This window comes from Serratia sp. CMO1 (assembly GCF_015689115.1).
Taxonomy (GTDB): Bacteria; Pseudomonadota; Gammaproteobacteria; order Enterobacterales; family Enterobacteriaceae; genus Serratia; species Serratia marcescens.
The window spans coordinates 564,871-586,220 of the sequence record NZ_CP065032.1 but is presented as its reverse complement, the minus strand read 5'-3'; the positions used below and the strand labels follow the sequence as shown (position 1 = coordinate 586,220).

The 21,350-nt window shown below is 63.1% G+C and carries 21 protein-coding genes; 3 read left to right on the top strand and 18 right to left on the bottom strand.

All coding sequences use genetic code 11. The features are described from left to right. The first annotated feature begins 13 nt into the window (after window positions 1-13). Window positions 14-1,156 (top strand): D-alanyl-D-alanine-carboxypeptidase/endopeptidase AmpH, encoded by a 1,143-nt coding sequence (ampH, locus tag IT763_RS02700; RefSeq protein WP_015376541.1) that lies wholly within the window; start codon window positions 14-16, stop codon window positions 1,154-1,156. A gap of 33 nt (window positions 1,157-1,189) precedes the next feature. Here the strand turns inward: ampH and hpaC are convergent, their stop codons facing one another. The 11 genes from hpaC to IT763_RS02645 all read right to left on the bottom strand — a co-directional run bounded on the left by hpaC (window position 1,190) and on the right by IT763_RS02645 (window position 11,849). Further along, window positions 1,190-1,705 carry a 4-hydroxyphenylacetate 3-monooxygenase, reductase component gene (gene hpaC, locus IT763_RS02695; protein ID WP_004933156.1) on the bottom strand — a complete coding sequence of 172 codons (516 nt, stop codon included), beginning with the start codon at window positions 1,703-1,705 and terminating at the stop codon, window positions 1,190-1,192. Between the two features lie 16 nt (window positions 1,706-1,721). Next, a complete protein-coding gene (hpaB, locus tag IT763_RS02690) occupies window positions 1,722-3,284 on the bottom strand; it encodes a 4-hydroxyphenylacetate 3-monooxygenase, oxygenase component (protein ID WP_004933158.1) in 1,563 nt (520 codons plus the stop codon). A gap of 178 nt (window positions 3,285-3,462) precedes the next feature. Further along, window positions 3,463-4,359, bottom strand: coding sequence for a 4-hydroxyphenylacetate catabolism regulatory protein HpaA (hpaA, locus tag IT763_RS02685; protein ID WP_004933161.1), 897 nt, complete (start codon window positions 4,357-4,359; stop codon window positions 3,463-3,465). Between the two features lie 34 nt (window positions 4,360-4,393). Further along, entirely contained in the window at window positions 4,394-5,764 is a 1,371-nt protein-coding gene (gene hpaX / locus IT763_RS02680) for a 4-hydroxyphenylacetate permease (RefSeq protein ID WP_197758574.1), read from the bottom strand. A gap of 3 nt (window positions 5,765-5,767) precedes the next feature. Continuing rightward, entirely contained in the window at window positions 5,768-6,562 is a 795-nt protein-coding gene (gene hpaI, locus IT763_RS02675; RefSeq protein ID WP_033631724.1) for a 4-hydroxy-2-oxoheptanedioate aldolase, read from the bottom strand. A gap of 76 nt (window positions 6,563-6,638) precedes the next feature. After that, window positions 6,639-7,442 carry a 2-oxo-hept-4-ene-1,7-dioate hydratase gene (hpaH, locus tag IT763_RS02670; RefSeq protein ID WP_004933170.1) on the bottom strand — a complete coding sequence of 268 codons (804 nt, stop codon included), beginning with the start codon at window positions 7,440-7,442 and terminating at the stop codon, window positions 6,639-6,641. Between the two features lie 14 nt (window positions 7,443-7,456). Then, entirely contained in the window at window positions 7,457-7,843 is a 387-nt protein-coding gene (locus tag IT763_RS02665) for a 5-carboxymethyl-2-hydroxymuconate Delta-isomerase (protein ID WP_033638797.1), read from the bottom strand. Window positions 7,844-7,893: 50 nt separating this feature from the next. After that, window positions 7,894-8,967 carry a 3,4-dihydroxyphenylacetate 2,3-dioxygenase gene (gene hpaD, locus IT763_RS02660; protein WP_004933173.1) on the bottom strand — a complete coding sequence of 358 codons (1,074 nt, stop codon included), beginning with the start codon at window positions 8,965-8,967 and terminating at the stop codon, window positions 7,894-7,896. 37 nt (window positions 8,968-9,004) lie between these two features. Next, window positions 9,005-10,459 (bottom strand): 5-carboxymethyl-2-hydroxymuconate semialdehyde dehydrogenase, encoded by a 1,455-nt coding sequence (gene hpaE / locus IT763_RS02655; RefSeq protein ID WP_033631722.1) that lies wholly within the window; start codon window positions 10,457-10,459, stop codon window positions 9,005-9,007. Continuing rightward, window positions 10,456-11,220 (bottom strand): fumarylacetoacetate hydrolase family protein, encoded by a 765-nt coding sequence (locus IT763_RS02650; RefSeq protein WP_151254771.1) that lies wholly within the window; start codon window positions 11,218-11,220, stop codon window positions 10,456-10,458. The genes hpaE and IT763_RS02650 overlap by 4 nt, the downstream gene beginning before the upstream one ends. After that, entirely contained in the window at window positions 11,217-11,849 is a 633-nt protein-coding gene (locus IT763_RS02645) for a fumarylacetoacetate hydrolase family protein (RefSeq protein ID WP_151254770.1), read from the bottom strand. The genes IT763_RS02650 and IT763_RS02645 overlap by 4 nt, the downstream gene beginning before the upstream one ends. A gap of 327 nt (window positions 11,850-12,176) precedes the next feature. On the opposite strand from IT763_RS02645, the gene hpaR reads away from it, so the two are divergent. Next, window positions 12,177-12,629 (top strand): homoprotocatechuate degradation operon regulator HpaR, encoded by a 453-nt coding sequence (hpaR, locus tag IT763_RS02640; protein WP_004933183.1) that lies wholly within the window; start codon window positions 12,177-12,179, stop codon window positions 12,627-12,629. 56 nt (window positions 12,630-12,685) lie between these two features. On the opposite strand, the gene IT763_RS02635 is transcribed toward hpaR, so the two are convergent. The 7 genes from IT763_RS02635 to IT763_RS02605 form a co-directional block, all read right to left on the bottom strand. Beyond that, a complete protein-coding gene (locus tag IT763_RS02635) occupies window positions 12,686-13,477 on the bottom strand; it encodes an SDR family oxidoreductase (RefSeq protein ID WP_164052248.1) in 792 nt (263 codons plus the stop codon). A gap of 4 nt (window positions 13,478-13,481) precedes the next feature. Beyond that, window positions 13,482-14,279 carry a MoaF C-terminal domain-containing protein gene (locus IT763_RS02630; protein WP_143779188.1) on the bottom strand — a complete coding sequence of 266 codons (798 nt, stop codon included), beginning with the start codon at window positions 14,277-14,279 and terminating at the stop codon, window positions 13,482-13,484. An 11-nt stretch (window positions 14,280-14,290) separates the two neighbouring features. Beyond that, the gene (locus IT763_RS02625) at window positions 14,291-15,073 is read right to left on the bottom strand and encodes an SDR family NAD(P)-dependent oxidoreductase (protein WP_025305180.1); all 783 of its coding nucleotides are present in this window, start codon (window positions 15,071-15,073) and stop codon (window positions 14,291-14,293) included. After that, complete coding sequence (locus IT763_RS02620) at window positions 15,066-15,656, bottom strand: DUF3156 family protein (protein WP_164052246.1); 591 nt, start codon at window positions 15,654-15,656, stop codon at window positions 15,066-15,068. The genes IT763_RS02625 and IT763_RS02620 overlap by 8 nt, the downstream gene beginning before the upstream one ends. Beyond that, window positions 15,631-17,124, bottom strand: a complete 1,494-nt coding sequence (locus tag IT763_RS02615; protein ID WP_164052244.1) for an APC family permease — start codon at window positions 17,122-17,124, stop codon at window positions 15,631-15,633. Before IT763_RS02615 ends, IT763_RS02620 begins: the two co-directional genes overlap by 26 nt. A 129-nt stretch (window positions 17,125-17,253) precedes the next feature. Then, window positions 17,254-18,438 carry an anaerobic sulfatase maturase gene (locus IT763_RS02610; protein ID WP_206195153.1) on the bottom strand — a complete coding sequence of 395 codons (1,185 nt, stop codon included), beginning with the start codon at window positions 18,436-18,438 and terminating at the stop codon, window positions 17,254-17,256. Beyond that, entirely contained in the window at window positions 18,435-20,147 is a 1,713-nt protein-coding gene (locus tag IT763_RS02605) for an arylsulfatase (protein ID WP_206195152.1), read from the bottom strand. Before IT763_RS02605 ends, IT763_RS02610 begins: the two co-directional genes overlap by 4 nt. A gap of 481 nt (window positions 20,148-20,628) precedes the next feature. On the opposite strand from IT763_RS02605, the gene IT763_RS02600 reads away from it, so the two are divergent. Next, the gene (locus IT763_RS02600) at window positions 20,629-21,276 is read left to right on the top strand and encodes a LuxR family transcriptional regulator (RefSeq protein ID WP_016929201.1); all 648 of its coding nucleotides are present in this window, start codon (window positions 20,629-20,631) and stop codon (window positions 21,274-21,276) included. The last annotated feature ends 74 nt before the right edge of the window (window positions 21,277-21,350 follow it).

Below are 21,350 nucleotides of genomic sequence, written 5' to 3'. Positions count from 1 at the left end.
TGGATAACGACCGTTGAAGAACTCTGTCTCCGCTTTATTGCTGGCGCTGGGCCTGTGCGCCGCGCCGCTGGCCGTGCAGGCCGCGCCCCCGCAGCTGGCTTCGCAAATCGTCGACCAGTATGCCGAACATATTTTCTACAACAGCGGCGCCACCGGCATGGCGCTGGTGGTGATCGACGGCAATCAGGTGGTTAACCGCAGCTTCGGCGACACCAAGCCCGGCAATAACCTGCGCCCGCGCCCGGATTCGCTGATCCGCATCGCCTCGATCACCAAGCTGATGACCAGCGAAGTGATGGTGAAAATGGCGGCGGCAGGTCAGGTCAAGCTGACCGACCCGCTGCGCAAGTACGCTCCCAAGGGCGCCTATGTGCCGTCTTACAACGCCGGCCAGCCGATCACGTTATTGAACCTGGCGACCCACACCAGCGCGCTGCCGCGCGAGCAGCCGGGCAAAAAGCCGCCGAAAACGCCGGTGTTCACCTGGCCGACCAAGGCTCAGCGCTGGCAATGGCTGGCGCATGCCAACGTCACGGTGCCGCCGGGCGTGCGCGCCGCGTATTCCAACCTGGCGTACGATCTGCTGGCCGACGCGCTCTCCCGCGCCGCGGGCAAGCCTTACAGCGCGCTGCTGAAAGAGAAAATCACCGCGCCGCTCGGCATGGTCGACACCACGTTGACGCCGAGCCCCGAACAGTGCTCGCGCCTGATGGTGGCGGCGGCCGGCCCGAGCGCCTGTCGCGACACCACCGCCGCAGCCGGCAGCGGCGGCGTCTACTCCACCCCGCGCGACATGCAGCGCTGGATGCAGCAGTTCCTCTCCTCCAGCGCCAGCGGCCCGCGCAAAGCCACCGCCGCCAGCGAGCAAACCATGTACTTCCAGCGCCACGATCTGGTGTCGCTGAAGGGCATGGACGTGCCGGGGCAAGCGGATGCATTGGGATTGGGCTGGGTGTATATGGCGCCGAAGGACGGGCTGCCGGGCATCATTCAGAAGACCGGCGGCGGCGGCGGATTCATTACCTACATGGCGATGATCCCGGCGAAAAACGTCGGGGTGTTCGTGGTGGTGACCCGTTCGGAGCTGAGCAAGTTCACCAACATGAGCGATCCGGTCAACCGCCTGGTGAGCGATCTGGCGGCCAACAAGAGTTGAGATGAGGGGCGCAGCCAACTGCGCCCCCATGCCTCAGGCCGGCACCGCCATCTGGTGGATCACCGAATGGAAGTTGCGCTTGAAATAGATCAGGCCGTTGCCGGCTTCGCTCAGCGCGATCTGCTTGATCTGCACCAGGTACATCTGGTGAGTGCCGATGCTCTGGATCTGCTCGATCTCCCCTTCCAGGCTGGCCAGGGTATTGCGCAATACAGGCTGCCCCAACGCGCCAAGCTGCCACTCTTCCAGCCGGAAACGATCTTCCATGCTGACGCCGGTCATGCCGGCGAAGTGGCGCGCCATCAGCTCCTGTTCGTGGTTGAGCACGTTGACGCACAGCCTGCGATTTTCCTGAAATACCGGGTTCATCGCGCTGTTGCGGTTGATGCACACCAGCAGCGTCGGCGGCGTATCGGTTACCGAGCACACCGCCGTGGCGGTGATGCCGCAGCGCCCCGCCGGGCCGTCGGTGGTGACGATATTCACCGCCGCCGACAGGCTGGCCATCGCGTCGCGAAAGCGCAACCGCTGTTCATTTTCCTGAGACATACAACCTCCTCCTGAATTACTTCAGCAGATTATCCAACTGATTAATATCGTCATTGTTCCGCAGGTGCGGCACCTTCCAGCCATGCTGATCGTAATCGGCCAGGCACTTGTCGACCATCTGCATCATGCGATCCATGTTGCCGGATCCCTGCGCGTGGCGCAGGCACTGCAGGCGGATCTCATCCTGGCTGCCGGCGTAGTTGATCTCATACAGCTCGTGGCGCCCGCCGAACTCGCTGCCGATCGCATCCCACATCAGTTTGAGGATCTTGATGCGCTCGACGTGATCCATACCGTCCGATCCGCGCACGTAGCGCGCCAGGTACTTGTCGATCTCCGGGTTGTTCATGTCGCGCACGCTGGACGGCAGGTAGATCAGGCCGCTGGTGACGTTCTTCTCGATGATGTGTTTCACCTTGGTGTAGGCCATCGGCGCCATCACGCGGTAGGTTTGCAGCGCGGCGGAATCCGGCAGGTAGGCGCCGTTTTCCCATTGAGTGGCTTCGGCGCACATCGCGTCGCTCAGCGACCAGAACAGGTTGCGCCAGGCCACCACTTCGCCCAGATCGGCCTGCACGCCGCGGAACTCCAGCACGCCGGTGCACGAGAGGCTCTTTTGCAGCAGCGCGGTGATGAAGTCCATCTTCACCGCCAGGCGCACGCAGGCCTGCAGCGGGAACAGCCGGGCGAAACCGCCCTGGGTGCTCCAGCGGCGGCAGCGGTCGAAATCGCGGTAGATCAGCACGTTTTCCCACGGGATCAGCACATGATCCATGATCAGGATCGCGTCGTTCTCGTCGAAGCGGCTGGTCAGCGGGTAGTCGAACGGCGAACCGGTCGCGCCGGCCACCAGCTCGTAGGAGGCGCGCGAAATCAGCTTCACCCCTTCGGCGTCCATCGGCGCCACGAACATCAGCGCGAAGTCCGGGTTATCGCCCATCACCTGCGCCGAACCGAAGCCGATGAAGTTGTAGTGGGTCAACGCCGAGTTGGTGGCCACCACTTTGGCGCCGCTGACGATGATGCCGGCGTCGGTCTCTTTCTCCACCTGAATGTAGACGTCCTTCACCTCGTTGACCGGCTTATGACGATCGATCGGCGGGTTGACGATAGCGTGGTTGAAATAGAGCCCGGTTTCCTGAATGCGTTTGTACCAGTGGCGCGCGTTGTCGGCGAACTGGCCGTAGAACTCCGGATAAGCGCCCAGCGCGCAGCCGAAGGCCGCCTTATAATCCGGCGTGCGCCCCATCCAGCCATAGCTTTGGCGCGACCAGTCGGCGATGGCGTCACGCTGCTGGCGCATCTCTTCCGGGCTGCGGGCATAGCGGAAGAACTTGTGGGTGTAACCGCCGTTGCCGGTGTCGGTATTCCAGCACAGGCGATCCTGGCTGGCCGGATCGTGCAGCGCGTCGTACAGCTGGCCGACCGAGGCCGCCGCATTGCGGAACGCCGGGTGAGTGGTGACGTCTTTCACGCGCTCGCCGTAAATGTAAATTTCACGGCTGTCCTGCAAACTTTTCAGGTATTCGGCGCCGGTGAACGGGCGTTTACTGTCGGCACGAAAGTCTTCTGGTTTCATCGGGTCTTCCTCGTAATCGGCATTTTTCAGGCCGTGGAGTCGGCCATTTGTTAAAATAATGTTTTCTTTTGGTTGCTTAATTGAAGCTGCCAAAGCCGGTTTCGAGAAGAGACTTTTGCGGCAATCGCCGGTACTTTTCAGGTCAGTTTGCCGCTTTCGCGGCAAACTGTGATCGCGGTTACGAAAGGGCGTGTTGCGCCGCGCGGTAGGTCGAGGGGGAACAGCCTTCCAGCCGATTGAAAAACCGGGCGAAATAGGCAGGATCCTTGAAGCCGAGGCTGTAGGCGGTTTCATGCACCGTGCAGGCGCTGAACAGCAGCATGCGCTTGGCCTCGCGCAGCAATCGATCGAAGATCAGCCGCTTGGGCGGCCGGTTGGCGAAGCGCCGACACAGATCGTTGAGCCGCGATTCGGTCACCCCCAACGCCTGCGCATACTCCGGCACCGGCAGGTGCTCGCGAAAACGCTCGTCCACCATCTTGTTGAAGCGCTGGAACAGCTGCAGTTCGCCACGCACGCCGCTGTTGGCGCTGTCTTCCAGCGCGGTATTGCGCAACAGCAACGTGAACACCGCCTGCGCCAGCAGCGCCAGCGTCTGTTCACGCCCGGCCAGGTTCTGCGCGAACTCGCGGCGGATCAGCGCCCAATAGTGGCTGAGCGCCGTCAGCTCCTGCGGCGCGTCGGCCAGCGACAGGCAGATGCCCGGCATGTCGAGCGCCAGGTTGCTGCCGGGGTACAGGCGCTCCAGCAGCGGCCAAATCAACTCCTGACGCACCGTCAGCACGTGGCCGTCGCTGTCCGGTTCGGTGAAGAACGCATGCGGCACCGACGGCGGCGTGAGGATGAACAGCGGCGCCTGCACCGAATAGTGCTGATCGTCGAGCTGCAGCTCTATCTTGCCGGTCTCCAGAAAATGCACCTGGAAGAAGCAGTCGTGCCAGTGCACCTGCATGTCGCGGCCAAAGAATGCCGCCAGCCCGGCGAAGGTTTCGTAGTGCACCTCGTCGGCGGCGTAGCGCGCGTCATACTCTTTGCAAATATCGATGTTGGCGATAAAACCGGTACTTTTCCGCACCTCATGACCTCCTGCAATCCTGCCTGTCTGCGTATCAAGGCGTCGCTCTCGGGCGCGAATCCTTCATCGGGATGCGCCACACCAGCACGGCGCCGACGATCAACAGCACCGAGACGAAATACAGCCCGGAGTTGAAGCTGCCGGTCAGATCCTTGAACCAGCCGATCAGCAGTGGGCTGAGCGCCGATCCGATGTTGCCGGTGGCGTTGATCACGGCGATCCCCACCGCTCGCGCTTCCAGGCTGATCGACTGATCCGGCGTGGTCCAGAAGATCGCCATGGCGGTAAAGGAACCGACCGACGCCATCACGATCCCCAGCAGTTGGATCAGGCTGTGATCGGTGGCGGACGCCAGCAGCCAGCCGGCGGCGGCGAACAGGTACGGCAGCGCAGTGTGATGCTTGCGCTCCTGCAGCCGGTCGGATCGTTTGCTCCACCACACCATGCCGGCGATGGTGCAGATCTGCGGGATCGCCGCCAGAATGCCGATCGTCACGTTGCTGCTGCCCTGGTTGAAGCTCTGCAGGATCTGCGGCGTCCAGATATTGATCGCGCTCAGGGTGTTGGTCAGGCAGAAATAGGCCAGCGTATACATCAACACAATCGGCGTGAAAATCTCGCGCCACAGGCTGCGCTGCTGCAGCGCGCGGTGGCTGCTCGGCCCGTTGGGCTGCACCAGCTGCAGCTTGTCGGCCTCCATCATCGCCTTCAGGCTGGCTTTTTCCTCGTCGGTCAGCCACTTGGCCTTAGCCGGCGTGTCGTCGAGGTAGAACCACACCACCACGCCCAGCAGCACCGACGGAATGCCTTCCAGCAGGAACAGCCACTGCCAGCCCTTCAGGTTCATCACCCCGTCCAGCGCCAGAATATAGCCGGAGACCAGCGAGCCGATCGCCATGGTCACCGGCATGGCGATCATGAACAAGGCGTTGGCGCGGGCGCGGTAGAACGCCGGGAACCAGTAGGTGAGGTACACCAGAATGCCCGGCAGAAAGCCGGCCTCGGTGATGCCGACGATCATGCGCAGCACGTACAGGCTGGTGGGTCCGGTGGCGAACATGGTGCAGGTGGAGGCGACGCCCCACAGCACCATGATGGTGGCGATCCAGCGCCGCGCGCCGACCCTGCTCAGCATCATGTTGCTGGGAATGCCGAAGATCACGTAGGTGACATAGAACAACGTCGCCGCCAGCCCGAACATGGTCGAGCTGAGGCCGAGATCTTTGCCCATCGTCAGCCCGGCGAAGCCGATGTTGATGCGGTCGAGGAAAGAGAAAACAAACAACACGAACAGGAAAATGATCAGGCGCCGAAACAACTTTTTAATCACCGATTGCTCGGCGGCGGTTAACGCTTTATGTTGCTGCGCCGGGTTGGCCGGCGGCAGCGAATCGACGTGGTTCATGGTTCAGTAGACTCCCGATGAAGGTGCTTGCGCCCCGCCCTGTTTGAACTCGTCCGCCAGGGCTTCCGCCGCCCGCGCCAGCAGGGTGGTATCCACCCCTACCGCGACGAACAGCGCGCCGGCTTCCAGATAGCGCTGCGCCAGCGCCTTGTTGGCCATCAAAATGCCCGGCGCCTTGCCGGCGGCGCGGATGCGCGCGATGGCGTCATCGATGGTGCGCTGCACCTCCGGGTGCTGCGGATTGCCGGCGAAGCCCATGTCGGCGCTGAGATCCGCCGGGCCGATGAACACGCCGTCCACCCCTTCCACCTGCAGAATGGCGTCGAGGTTTTTCACCGCCTCGCGGGTTTCAATCTGCACCAGCACGCACATCTGCTCGTCGGCCTGCTGCAGGTAATCGGGCACCCGGTTCCAGCGCGAAGCGCGCGCCAGGGCGCTGCCGACGCCGCGCACGCCGTGCGGCGGATAGCGCGTGGCGCGCACCGCGTCGCGCGCCTGTTCGGCGTTCTGAATCATCGGGATCAATAAGGTTTGCGCGCCGACGTCCAGCAGTTGCTTGATGATCACCGCGTCGTTCCACGGCGGCCGCACCACCGGCTGGCTGGGGTAAGGGGCGACCGCCTGCAGCTGCCCCAGCACCGTCTGCACGTTGTTGGGCGCATGTTCGCCGTCGATCAGCAGCCAGTCGAAACCGGCGCCGGCCAGCAGCTCGGCGCTGTAGCTGCTGCACAACCCGAGCCACAGCCCGATCTGCGGGCGTTTTTCCTGCAGCGCTCGCTTGAAGTGGTTGGTTAACATCGCATTCTCCCTGACAAGCGGGCGCGGCGCGTGGCCCCCGCCCGGTTATTGCGGCTCGGTTCGCCGAGCCTGCTTATTAGACGAAGCGGCAGCTGATGCAGCCCATCGGGCCGTAATCGACGTGGAAAGTATCGCCGCGCCGCGCCGGCACCGGCCGGGTGAAGGAACCGCCGAGGATCACCTGCCCCGCTTCCAGCTCCACCTCATACGGCGCCAGCTTGTTGGCCAGCCAGGCCACGCCGTTGGCCGGGTGGTTGAGCACCGCCGCCGCCACGCCGGACTCTTCAATCACGCCGTTGCGGTACAGCAGCGCAGAGATCCAGCGCAGATCCAGCGCATCCGGCTTGATCGGCCGCCCGCCCATCACCACCCCGGCGTTGGCGGCGTTGTCGGAGATGGTGTCGAACACCTTGCGCGGCCGCTGCGTCTCGGGATCGACGTTGTGGCTGCGCGCGTCGATGATCTCCAGCGCCGGAATGACGTAGTCGGTGGCGTTGTAGACGTCGAACAGCGTGCAGTTCGGCCCGCGCAGCGGCTTGGCCAGCACGAACGCCAGCTCCACTTCCACCCGCGGCACGATGAAGCGATCGATCGGAATGTCGCTGCCGTCGTTGAAGAACATGTCGTCCAGCAGCGCGCCGTAATCCGGCTCGGTGATCTGCGAGCTCACCTGCATGGCGCGCGAGGTCAGGCCGATCTTGTGGCCTTTGAGCGTGCGCCCCTCGGCGATCTTCAGTTCTACCCACTGCCGCTGAATGGCATAGGCGTCTTCAATGGTGATCTCGGGATGATCGAGCGACAGCGCGCGGATCTGCTCACGGCTCTTTTCCGCCTGATGCAGACGCTGCACGGCGCGGTTAACCTGCTCTTTATCCAGCATTTACGACCCCTTATTCACGCCTTATTGAACAGCGCGTGGACATTGTTCTGTTTGTAATTCAGCACCGGATCCAGCTCTTCCATGGTGAAAGAGAGCGCCAGGTAACGCTGCGCCATCAGCGCGGCGAAGTGTTCCTTGATCAGCGTAAACAGCATCTCGCCCACCTGCTGACGGCTTTCCAGACTGCGGCCGTGGCCGATCTTCAGCGTCATGTGCACGAAGGCGTAATCCTGCTTGCCGTCGGCCATTTGCCAGGTATCGAGCCAGATGGCGCGGCTGCGCACGCCGGCCAGCGGGAAGATGCCGGTCGCCGCCAGCGCCTCGTTGACCTTGGCGAACAGGGTGGGCAAATCCGCCTCGCGGCGGATGTTGTCGGTACATTCAGCGTAAAAATGGGGCATAGCGTTCTCCACACGGCGCATAGGCGCGGGCGAGGCCCGCGCAGCAGCATTTACAGCGTATTGCCAAGTTTGAAACCTTTTTCCGTATCGCCCTCGCGGGTATAGGAAAAACCGTCTGCGCCGATGGTGACGGCCATTTCGCTGGGCGCGCTGCGTTCGATGACCGGCTGCGGCTGCCCATCGAGATCCAACACCAGCGATCCTTCGGTGTACCAGCTCGGCACCACCGGATTACCCCACCAGTCGCGGCGCTGGTTGTCATGCACGTCCCAGGTCACGGTCGGGTTGTCCGGATCGCCGGTGTAGTAATCCTGCGTGTAGATTTCCACACGGTGGCCATCAGGATCGCGCAGGTAGAGATAGAACGCGTTGGAGACGCCGTGACGGCCAGGGCCGCGTTCGATCAAATCGGATTTGCGCAGCGCGCCGAGCTTGTCGCAGATGGCCAAAATGTTGTGTTTTTCATGGGTGGCGAAGGCGATGTGGTGCATGCGCGGCCCGGCGCCGCCGGTCATCGCGGTATCGTGCACCGTCGCCTTGCGGCGCATCCAGGCGGCGTAAACCACGCCGTCTTCATCGCGGATGTCTTCCGTCACGCGGAAACCCAGCCCCTGGATATATTCCACGGCGCGCGGCACATCAGGGGTGATTTGGTTAAAGTGGTCGAGGCGCACCAGCGCGCCCGGCGTATACAGATCGTAACGCCAGGCCAGACGCTCGACGTGCTGCACATCGTAGAAAAACTCATACGGGAAACCGAGCGGATCTTCTACCCGCACCGCATCGCCGATGCCTTTGGCGAACCCGTTCACCCGCCGCTCGGTGCGGCAGCCAAGCGCCTTGAAATACGCTTCGGCGCGATCGACGTCTTCCGGCGTGCGCACGCGGAAAGCAAACGCCGCCACGGCGGCGACCGGGCCTTCGCGCAGCACCAGGTTATGGTGAATGAACTCCTCCATCGAACGCAGGTAGAGGGTTTTGTCATCTTCGGCGGTTACGACCAGGCCGAGGATATCGACGTAAAATTCGCGTGCGGCTTTAAGGTTCGTGACCTGAATCTCCATGTAGGCACAGCGCACGACGTCGGGAGCAGGGACAGCATTAGTGGTCAGTTTTGTCGTCATTGTTCTCATCTCTTTCGTTATTATTGTGGCCTGAGGCTCAGACGCCCCATTTCGGGATCGGGTGGTCACCCATGGAAATGCACACGTTCTTCATTTCGGCGAACACTTCGAAGCTGTATTCGCCGCCTTCGCGGCCGGTGCCGGAGGCTTTCACGCCGCCGAACGGTTGGCGCAGATCGCGTACGTTTTGGGTGTTGACGAAAACCATGCCCGCTTCGATGCCGCGGGCCAGGCGCAGAACCTTGCTCACATCCTGCGTCCAGATGTACGACGCCAGGCCGTACTCCACGTCGTTGGCCATGCGCAGGCCGTCTTCTTCTGATTTGAACGGCAGCAGGCAGGCCACCGGCCCGAAGATCTCCTCCTGCGCCACGCGCATCCGGTTGTCGACATCCGCCAGCACCGTCGGGCGCAGGAAGTTGCCGTGGCTCAAGCCGGCCGGTTTATCCGGGCCGCCGGCCAACAGGGTCGCCCCTTCCTCCACCCCGAGGCGGATATAGCCGGAAACTTTTTCCCAGTGCTGAGGGCTGATCAGCGCCCCCACCTGGGTGTTGGGATCTTGCGGATCGCCGACGCGCAGACGGTTGGCGCGCTCGGCGAAGCGTTTGACGAATTCCGGGTAGATGCTCTCCTGAATAAAGATGCGCGAACCGGCGGTGCAGCGTTCGCCGTTGATCGAGAAGATGGTGAACAGCGCGGCGTCGAGCGCCCGCTCGATGTCGGCGTCTTCAAAGATCAGCACCGGCGACTTGCCGCCGAGCTCCATGGAGAATTTCTTCAGCCCGGCGCTTTCGATGATGCGGCGGCCGGTGGCGGTGCCGCCGGTGAAGGAGACCGCGCGCACGTCTTTATGGCGCACCAATGCGTCGCCGGCGGTGGCGCCGTAGCCCTGCACCACGTTCAGCACCCCGGCCGGAATGCCGGCTTCCAGCGCCAGCTCGCCCAGGCGATCGGCGCTCAGCGGCGACAGTTCGGACATTTTCAGCACCGCCGTGTTGCCCAGCGCCAGGCAAGGCGCAGTTTTCCAGGTGGCGGTCATGAACGGCACGTTCCACGGCGACACCAGCGCGCAGACCCCCACCGGCTGCACCAGCGTGTAGTTGAGCATCTTGTCGTCCACCGGGTAGGTCTTGCCGTTCATCTGCTGGCACACCTCGGCGAAGAATTCGAAGTTGTGCGAGGCGCGCGGGATCAGCACGTTTTTGGTCTGATGGATCGGCAGGCCGGTGTCGGCAGTTTCCATTTCGGCGATCTGCGGCACGTTCTGGTCGATCAGTTCACCCAGACGGCGCATCAGGCGCGCGCGCTCTTTCATCGGCGTATTCGCCCACTTGGGGAACGCCTCTTTCGCGGCCGCCACCGCCTGGTCGATCTCCAGCTGGCCGCCGGAGGCCACCTCCGCCAGCACCTCGCCGTTCGCCGGGTTGGTGGTGGTGAAATACTCTTTGCTGGCGACGTTCTTGCCGTTGATCCAGTGGTTGATGGTTTTCATCGCAGGCTCTCCTCGTAATCTTTTTCACTGATAATGTGGTTAACCAAACGGCCGATGCCTTCGATCTCCACCACCACTTCGTCGCCCGGCCGCACGTCGGCCAGCCCTTTCGGCGTGCCGGTGGCGATCATGTCGCCCGGCTGAAGCGTCATGAATTCGCTCAGGTAGGCGATCAGGAACGGAATGTCGAAAATCATGTCGGCGGTGCTGCCGCGCTGGCGCAGCTCGCCGTTGACGTAGGTGCTGAGCGCCAGCCGGTGCGGATCGGCGACGTCGTCGCGATCGACGATATACGGCCCGATCGGCGTCAGGGTATCGCGGCTCTTCACCCGCAGATTCGGCCGGTAGTAGTTTTCCAGGTAGTCGCGGATGGCGTAGTCGTTGCACAGTGTGTAACCCGCCACATACTCCATGGCGCGCTCGCGGCTGACGTTGCGTGCGGTCTTGCCGATCACCGCCACCAGCTCGGCTTCGTAATGCATGTACTCCACGTCGGCCGGACGCACCGATACCTGACGATGGCCGGTCAGAGTGTTCGGCGCCTTGAGGAACACCAGCGGCTCTTCCGGCGCCTTGAATTCCAGCTCGCTGGCGTGGTCGGCATAGTTCAGCCCCAGGGCGAACACCGTGCCCTGCGCCGGCGGCAGCCATTCCACTTCGCGCTCCTGCAGCACCTCGCCGTTCGGCAACGTGACGCGCAGCTGGTCGTCCACCGGAACGTTGACGATCTGGCCATGATGGCGAATACGGGCATGTTTCATGATGCGGCTCCTGCCTGGGTGACGCGGTTGCTCAGAGTGGGCAGGCCGGCGGCGCGCACCGTCACCTCATCCCCCGGTTTGATCGCCACCCGCTGGTGCGGGGTGCCGATCAGCACCGCATCGCCCGGCTGCAGGGTGATGAAATCGCTGATGGCGGCGATCAGCTCCGGCACCGAGCGCACCAGATCGGCGGTGGACCAGCGATCCTGCTCCACGCCGTTGATCTCGGTGACGATCTCCAGCCGATCGGCATTCTCCAGCTGGCCGATCTCTCCCAGCGGGCAGAACCCGTCGCGGCATTTGGCCTTGATCGCCGGGCGGTAGAAGCTGCTTTCCGGCAGGCTGACGTCGTTGGCCAACGCATACCCGGCCAGATAACGACCCACCTGCACCGCCGGCACCTTGCGCGCGGTATCGCCGATGATCACCGCCAGCGTGCCGCCGCTCTGCACGGTTTCACCGGCCGGAAACGGGATCGCCCCGCCGTTGGCGAGGTGGGTGTTGCGCGGTTTGATAAACCACACCGGGGTTTTGGGCGGGGTTTGATACGGCGGCTGGTGAAACGCCTGATCCCAGGCGTCCAGTTGGCTGCGGTGGTTCAGCGCAACGGAAAATACGGTGCCTTTCATGCGAACTCCTCCAATGGCAAAACATGACAACCGGCATTCATTAACATATTAATGATTACTTTTATACGCTGTGCAGCTTTTACGCAACGCGCTTGGAATGATTTGTGATCGTGATAACAAAATATTCACAAACAACGAACATTGGCGTGATTATTCAACGCATTAATCATTTTTCTCGCCATTTTTCGCTGCGCCGCGCATTTTTGCTTTATCCCTACGGGTAACTTTGGCTACTATTAAGTTATTAACAAAATCGGGCTTTGCGGGGCAGGCGCCCCCATGACGAGCGCCGTAACAGCGAACACCTTGATAGCTAAGGCCAAACTTATGCATGAATCGTTAACCATCGCCCTGCTGCAGGCGCGTGAAACCGCCATGGGGTTCTTCCGCCCGATCCTGAAAAGCCACAACCTGACCGAACAGCAGTGGCGCATCATCCGCGTGCTGGCCAACAGCCGTTCGATCGAATTCCACGAACTGGCGGCGGAAACCTGCATCCTGCGTCCCAGCCTGACCGGCATTCTGTCGCGCATGGAGCGTGATAAGCTGATCTTCCGCCTCAAGCCGGTTAACGATCAGCGCAAGCTGTACGTGTCGCTGACCCAACAGGGCCAGGATCTGTATGAAGTGGCGCGCCACCAGGTGGAACAGGGCTACGCCGAGATTGAAGCCGCTTTCTCGCGGCAGAAAATGGACCAACTGATGACGTTGCTGGACGAGCTGATCACCCTGGGCGACAGCCTGCCCGCCAACGTCACCGCGCATCCCGCCAAGCAGTGATTTAACCAACCGGAATTCTCAAATTAATTGGCGTTGCAGCCAACAACGCTGCAGCGTCAAGTAAGCAGAGAATTCGTTTCCGGCAACAGCGCACCGCCGTCCACCACCAGCGTCTGGCCGGTGATGTAGGCCGCCGCCGGCGAGGCGAGAAACACCATCGCCGCGGCGATGTCTTCCGGTTCCCCCAGCCGCCCGAGCGGCACCGCAGCGGCGATCGCCTGATTCACCTGCGCATCGCCCAGGTTGGCCATCGCCGGCGTGCGGATCATCCCCGGCTCCACGCCGTTGACGCGAATATTCTCCGCCGCCAGCTCCAGCGCCGCCGCGCGAATAAACCCGTTCACCCCGGCCTTGGAGGCGGCGTAGTGCGCCAGCCCCGGATACGCCACCCGCGGGCCGGTCACCGACGAGGTCACCAGCAGGCTGCCGCCGCCGGCACGGCGCATCCACGGCAGCGCCGCCTGCGCCAGAAAGAACGGCGCCATCAGATTGACGCTCAGCGTGCGTTGCAGCAGGGCCGCGTCGATGGCAGCGAACGGCGTCAGCGGAAAATAGGCGGCGTTGTGGATCACCACATCCAGCCGTTGATGCCGCTCGCCCACCGCCGCCACCAACTCGGCTATCTGCCCCGGCTCGGCCAGATCGCAGGCCAGCGCCTGCACGCTCCCCCCTTCGTCCCGCAGCGTTTGCGCCGCCGCCTGCGCCTGCGGCAACTGCACGTCCGCGATCGTCACCTTGGCGCCCAGCCGGGCAAAGGCGCTGACGATCGCCAGCCCAATGCCCTGCGCGCCGCCGGTCACCAGCACCACCTGCCCCGCAAAAGCATCGGCCGCATAGGTTGCGCTCATCGGCCTATCCTCGCGGGTGGCGCGTGGTGTTCAGCACCTGCGCGTGGGCGCCGACCGCAAAGTTGCTCAGCGCGCTGAAATCGCTGCCCTGATAACCGAGGATCTTGCCGTCGGTGCGCATGCCCTGCAGATCGATCATCACCACGCCCAGCGTCGGAATGATCTTCTCGCGCCAGACAAACAGATAAAGCTGCTCCGCCACCTTCACGTAGTGGCAGCGATCCACGTCCGCCAGTCCTTTCTCCACCCCGTCCAGACACTGCCAGGCGTAGAAGTTGTCGTTCAGGTAGATGTGCTCGTAGCGCTCGGTCGGGCTGTAGGTGTACATGTTGCGCATGCCGATCAGCTCATCGGTAAAGCCCGGCGGTGCCGCGTCGGCGTCATCCAGCGTGCCGAAGCGGAATTCGGCCTCGACTGCGGTCAGCGGCAGCCCCTGCTCAACCCGGCTGAAGGCGTCGAGCCGCGCCTGCGCTTCGTCCGGCAGTTGGCCGTACACCGCGCTGAAGTTGCCCTGATTGCGGTCGTACACCAGCGTAATGCTGGCGTTGGCGCGGGCGGGATCGAGAAAATCGATGAACAACACGCCGGGGCGAATGCTGGTGGCGCGATAGGCGATACCGCGCCGTTCCCCCCACTCCAGCGTCTGCTCATCGGTAAACCGACAGCGCTGCGTCGCGCCGTCGCTAAAGCGCAGCGTCAACGTGGCGCCCGCCAGGCCGTGCTGCCGTTCCAGCGTGTTGCTGTGCGGCGCAAAACCTTCCGCCAGCGCGCCAACCTGAATGAATACCGCTTCTGAACTCATGGAAATGCTCCTTACAGGGAAGTGAAAGCCAGGGTCGGCACATCGACAATGGTGGAGCCGCCGTCGGCCACCAGCGCCGCGCCGGTAATGATGGAAGCTTCGCTGGAACAGAGGAAACGGCAGACGCGGGCGATCTCCTCGGCGCTGGCCGGCCGGCGCAGCGGTACATCGCGACAGACCATTTGGTAGGCCTGCTCCAGCGAAATCTGATGGGCGTCCATCAGCAGTTGCATCTCTTCGTCCGCCATCGGCGTGGTCACCCAGCCCGGGCACACCGCGTTGGCGCGCACGCCCAGCGGGCCATAGTCGCGGGCGATGGAACGCATCAGCCCGATCAGCGCGTGCTTGGCGGTAACGTAGCCGCAAACCTCCGGCCCGGCGGCCAGCGAGGCGATCGAGGCCACGAACAGCAGGTTGCCGCCGCTCTTGATCAGCTCCGGCAGGCAGGCGCGCGCACTGGCGAAAGCGCTGTTGAGGTTGCTGTCCATCGCCCCTTGCCACTGCGCGTCGGTCATCTCGGTAATGCGCTTGAAGCCCATGCCGCCGGCGCTGCCGATCAGGCAGTCGATGCGCCCGGCGTCGCGCAGAATGGCCGGCAGCAGCGTGTGGGCCCAGCTCTCGCCGCTGGCGGCGTCGCCCACCAGCGCCTGCGCGCCGATCTCTTGCGCCAGCGCCGTCAGCGGTTCCGGACGGCGGCCGATGATGAACACCCGATCGCCCTGCGCCGCCAGCAGACGGGCGCAGGCGGCGCCGACGCCGGTGCCGCCGCCGGTAATCACAACCACTCTATTCATGATTCAGCTTCTCCATTAGTTGGCCGATCATCAGCAGACTGCTCAACAGCAGCCGCCGCTGTTCGGTATCCAGCCGCAGATAGCGGCGGCCGGCCGGCACGCGGCTGACCACCTCCGAGGCGGCGAAATGCTCGATATCCACCTGCCAGCGCCCGTCGTTCACCGTCAGCCGCACGCGGCGAAAATCCAGCTGCGCCAGCGTCTCGCCGATCTGCGGGTAGCGCTGCAGGCCGGCCAGCAACCGCTGCGCGGCCGTATGGCGCTGACGCAGCAGATAGCGCACCCCGCGCCGCCGCAGCCAACCGCCGGCCACCACGTCCAGCGTCAGCGGAAGCTGCGCTGCGCATGCGCCCTGCAGCCGAAAACGGTGGCTGACGATATGCGCCATAAACAGCCCCTGCACCTGTTCGCTGACCTCGATCTGCGTCCCCTGCGGCAGCGTCAGCCGCAGCAGGCCCGGCGCCAGGCGTTCGCACGCGTAGGGTTCCAGGTTGCGCGCCAGACGATCCAGCGCGGCGCCCGGCCGATAGCCCGACGGCGCTCGCCGCCAGGCGCGATTAAGTGAGGGAAGTAAGCCGATCAAACTGCGCCTCCTCGTTTTCACCCTTGGCGAACGCGTTCTCCAGCACCTGTTCGACCGGCACCGGCTTGAACGGATTCACTTTCTGCACGCACAGCGTCCAGAACAGCGCATAGGCGGCGGTCAGGCCGATCATCCAGCCGAAGGGAATGTAGACGTCGCGCGGATTCATCCCCGGCGGCGTGATGTAGACGATGGCCAGCACGATGCCGACGCTGGAGACGATCTGCGGCAGCGGGAACCACGGCGATTTATAGGCGCGCGGCAGATCGGGGCGGCGCAGGCGCAGCAGCACCACCGAGCAGGTCACCAGCAGGTAGGCCACGCCCCAGGCGCACACCGCCGCCAGCACCAGCGGAATGATCTTGTCGAGGTTGCCCTGAATGGCGAAGGCGTGTACGCAGGGGATCAGGACCGCCACCAGAATGCCGACCACCGGCGTCTTAAAGCGCGGGTGCAGATAGGCGAACATGCGCGGCAACGCGCCGTCCAGCGCCATGCCGTACAGAATGCGCGGCACCGCCGCCATCAGCGTGTTGATGGTCGCCGCGCCCGCCAGCAGCAGGCCGACGCCCAGCCAGTATTTGCCGAACTGGCCCATCACCTGGCCGGCGAAGGCCGGGATGGCCATCGGCGTTTCCAGCAGGCGCGTGCCGCTGGCGGCGTCGATCACCACGTTTTCCACCTGGTGGCTGAGCGCCGCGCCGTACAGCGCCATGCACACCGCCACGCCGCACAGCCCGAGCGCCATCGCCCGCGGGATCACCCGATCGCAGCGTTTGATCTCCGGCGCCATCGGCGTCACCAGCTCACAGCCGACGAACATGAACATCGCCATGCCGATCAGGCTGAATACCGCGAAGGGATCGTTCAGATCGAGCGTGCTGCCGAACCAGCCCTCGAGCGGCACCGCATGCGGCGACAGCAGCCCGACGATGCCGAAAATCACCAGCGTGCTCCACATGGCGAAGGTCAGCACGATCTCCGCCTTGCCGAAGGCCTCGATGCCGAACGCGTTGAGCAGGCCGAACACGACGACCAGCCCGACGCCGACCATCCAGGAGGCGTTGTGGCTTTCCATCAGGGTGTTGAGATGCTCGAAGTTCACCAGCGCCATGATGCCGGAGAGAATGGTCTCGGCGGTGCCGGCGAAGATGTGCACGATCAGGTAGGCCGACAGCGCGCCGGTGATGGCGAAAAAGCGCCCCATGCCGCAGGAGATGTAGTCGTAAACCGAACCGGAGGTCGGCAACAGCGCCGCCGCTTCGGAGAAAGTGGTGAGCTGCGCCTGCATCATGATGAAGGCGATCAGCATCGCCAGCGCGAAGGTGTCGCCGCCGATGCCGAAGCCGCTGGTGACCGTCAGGATCACCGGGCTGGCCATGATCACCCCGACCGAACTGGCCAGGGTGGTGGGAAAGCCGACCTTGCCTCGAGCCAGGTGGGCGTGCAACCGCGACGACAGGTTCATGGTTATTTCCTCTTATAGTTTTGGCCTGATGCATGCAGGTGCTTGCAGGTTTTTCACCGCCAGCGGCGGTCATCTCACTATAGAGAGGAAAGGAAAATGCTGACTATCGTCCTTAAGGACGAGACGCTTTCAACCTGCGGCCGCGCTCACGGCGGCGCGCCACTGCATTGCCCCCTGCGGGCTGCGCGGGTAGGCGCGCAGCGGCGCCAGCAGCGCGGAAAAGAAGGCGTAATAGCCGGCGCACAGCCGGTTGTAGCGATCTTCGCCCACATGCGCCGGGCAACCGCCCTGGCAGACGCTTTTCACGCTGCAGCGTTGGCACTCGCGGCGCAGGCTTTTGTTTTTACCGAACGGCATCTCCGCCGCCCTTGCCGCCAGGGTGGCGAGCGGCGTGTGGCGATCGGCATGGCCGAGCAGGTGCTGCGCATTGATCAGGTGATCGCAGGCGTAGAGGCGACCGTCCGGCTCCATCACCAGATTGCCGCCGCAGCGTTCGGCGTGCACGCAGCTGGGGCTGACGTGAGTGAAATACTGCGCGTAGACCTGCTCAATATTCATCACAAACACCTGGCCGACGTGCCCGCGGCTGCGCCAGCGGCGGTATACCGCCAGCATGAAGCGCCCCCAGTTGGCGGCGCTCAGTCCGTAACCGGCGGTGGGCGCATCCCCTTCCAGCATCAGCGGCTGGAACTGCAAATAACGCGCCCCGATCGCCACCGCATGATCGTAGATCGCCTCGGCGCGATCCGCGACGCCGTCGTGCACCACCATCAGCAGGTTGAAGTCGATCTGATGACGCTGCAACAACGCAATGCCGCGCAGCGCGGCGTCATAGCTGGCGCCGCCTCGCTTGTCCGGCCGGTGGGCGTCCTGCACCTCGCGATCGCCGTCCAGGCTGACGCCGAGGATAAAGTGATGCTGCCGGAACAGCCGGCACCAGGCGTCGTTCAGCAGTGTGCCATTGGTCTGCAGGCTGTTGCTGATCCGCACGCCCGGCGGCGCATAGCGGCGCTGCAACGCCAGCGCCCGCTTGTAAAAACCGATCCCCGCCAGCAGCGGCTCACCGCCCTGCCAGACGAAGTTGATCTCGCGGCTGTAACGCGGTTGGGCGGCGATGTAGCCGCGGATAAACTCCGCCAGCAGGTCGTCGTCTATCTTGCGCGTCCGCTCTTGCTGGCGCTGCGGGTAGTAACAGTAGCGGCAACCCAGGTTGCAGCCGGCGCCGATCGGCTTCACCAGCAAATGAAAAGGCGCCGCCGCGCGCGGTTCGCTCTCCACCGGGATCTGCTGCGCGCGCAGCTGGGCCAGATTCATGGCGCCGCCTGCGGCAACGGTTTGTGGGTCTGCGGATCCAGGCCGATGTAGCCACCGGTGCTGGCGTCAACGCCGAGATAGTCGATCGCTGCGCCTTTGGCTTCAATGACCATGCTCTGCTGCGCAAAGCGGCGATACGCTTCGCTCAGCCGTTTGACCCGTTCCGGGTTAGCGGCGGCCAGATCGCGCGTTTCCAGCGGATCGTCATGCAGGTTGAACAGCCCCCACGGCGCCATCTGCGCCGTCGGCCCGGCCTTCACCAACCGCCGCAGCTTCCAGATGCCGTCTACATAGGCGGCCTGGTTATGCAGCTCCACGCCGTAGGTCGCGCGCGGCACGCCGTTGGCCTCGCCGCTGAAATAGCGCTTGAAGCTGACGCCGACCATCGGCAGCGTCGGTTTGGCCTTCAGCGGTTTGTTGGCATCGATGCCGGCATAGTCGTACAGCGTCGGGGCGATGTCATACACCGCCATCGGCGTGCGGTCGATGCCGCCGCGCCCTTTCAGCTGTGGCGCGGAGATGATGAAATCGGTATTGATGCCGCCCTGTGCGCTGGTGGTTTTGTGGTAGTTGGCATACGGCGCATTGCTGACGTTGGCCCAGTGCGGCCCGTAGGAGATGAACGATCCCTTGCGGCCGAGGTTGGCGTAGCTGTTGTCGAACTGCCGCCAATACTCCGGCTTCGAGCCGTAGTAGAAGCCGCTGGCGGGGTTGGCGCCGTTGTCGGTGGCGAACACGATCACCGTATTTTGGTCGCGGCCGGTCTGCTTCAGGGTATTCAGCACCGCGCCGACCTGATCGTCCATGTAAGCGATCATCGCCGCGTATACCTGCATGGTCTTAGCTTCATATTTTTGCTGTTCCGGCGTCAGCGCGTTCCAGGCCTTATCCAGCGCCAACGCCGGCATCGGCGTGCGATCGGAAATCAATCCCAGCGCTTTCAGGCGCTGAATGCGCTGCTGATAGGCCTGCTGATAGCCGGCGTCGTATTTGCCGTCGAATTTGGCGATCCAGTCATCCGGCGCCTGCAGCGGATCGTGCGGCGCGGTAAACGCCAGATAGGCGAAGACGGGCTTATTCTGCGGAGTATCACGGATCCACTGTTCCAGCTGATCGGCATAGGCCTTGCTGGAATAGAAATCTTTGGGCAACGACACACGTTTGCCGTTCAGGGTGTAAAACGTGTGGAACGCCTCCACGGTACCCAGCGGTTTCGCGTCGTCGAAATGGCTGGTGCCGCCGCCCATAAAGGCGAAGGCGCGCTCAAAGCCGCGATCGGTCGGTTTGGCGCCGTCGACATAGCCCAGGTGCCATTTGCCCGCCATCATGGTGGCGTAACCCGCGTCGCGAAAGCGCTCCGGCAATGTGGTCACGCGGTCGGTCAGCCGCATTTCATAGCCCGGCTGCGCGGCGGTGCTCTCATACCACCACATGCCGCCCATGCCGGCCTGCTGGTTGGTGTTGCCGGTCATCAACATCGAACGCGCCGGCGCCGACATCGGCGAGGTGTAGTACTGGCTCATGCGCACGCCCCGCTCGGCCAGCGCCTGCAGGTTGGGGGTCGGTATCTCGCCGCCGAACGGGCTGATGTCGGAGTAGCCCATGTCGTCCACCAGAATGATCAGCACATTGGGGCGATCGGCATCCGCCCCCTGAGCCAGGCCCGATAAGGCGCCGCTCAACGCCACCGCCAGCGTTTTTTTCTGCATCGTTCGTTCCCCGTATGGTCATGTGGACTGAACAACCCGACGCCTCAGCCCGAGAAAGGTCATCATTTTTTCGTCTTATACGTTTGGCGCCGCCTGGCGCTATCTTCAATTCGCAGTGTAGGAAGCGGTGGAAAAGCCTGGCTATCGTTCTTAAGAACGAGGGACGGCGACGGTCGCGCCGGTTGTAGCACGCGCAGAGCGGCGAGGGCCTCGCCCAGGCAAGCATTGAAAAGCGCTGTAAATTCAGCGGGAAAAGCGGTGAATTATTTCATTAACCTATTAATGAAAATCGCGATGAATACAGCCTGAAAAGCCCTGACTAACGCAGTGTCATCTTGTTATTTATGTGTTTTATTGCAATCGGCCTCACGTTGTTAATATGTTTTTATTGTGTTGCCAAATTGCTACAACTATGCTTGTATCGTTCATATATTGACCGCCAACATTCTCCAGTTGAACGATAAAGGGAGGAACACGAATCATGCACAGCACCGCATCCGATGCCTTTATCAACAGTTGTTTGGCGACCATTACGCACCTGATCCCGGTGTCCGCCGGGGTGTTTTATCTGGTCGATCGCGACCTGCGGCCGGATCACTACATCCTGCACGGCATGCCCGATAAAACGCATCAGCAGTACCTGAACCACTTCCAGCAGATAGACCCGCTGCAGCCGGCCAATTTCCATCGCCAGGACATCACCATGGTCGGCATGAGCCCGGCGGCGATCGCCGGCAACCGCCGCTATTACCACGACTTTATGCTGCCGAACGACATGCGCGACATGACGGAGATCTTCATCCGCCAGCGCAAGCGCATCGTCGCCGGGGTATCGCTGATCCGCGATACCCCGTTTACCGAAGCGGAGCGCGGCCGACTGCGCGCGGTGCTGCCGCTGATCGAGCTGGCGACGCGCGATCTGCTGCCCGACGGCGAGGCGCAGCTGCTGACCGCCAAAGAGCAAGAGATCGTCAACCTGGTGCGCGAAGGCGCCAGCAATAAGCGCATCGCCCTGAAGCTGGGCATTTCGCTGTCCACGGTGAAAACCCATATGCGCAATATTTTCGCCAAAACCGACGTGGTGAACCGCACCGAACTGGTCGCCGGCGGTTTTCTCGCCCACGGTTAACGCCCGATAGCGGCCGCCGCTGCCGACGGCCGAAAAATAACGCCAGAACGTATTCGCCATTTATGGCGCGGCTT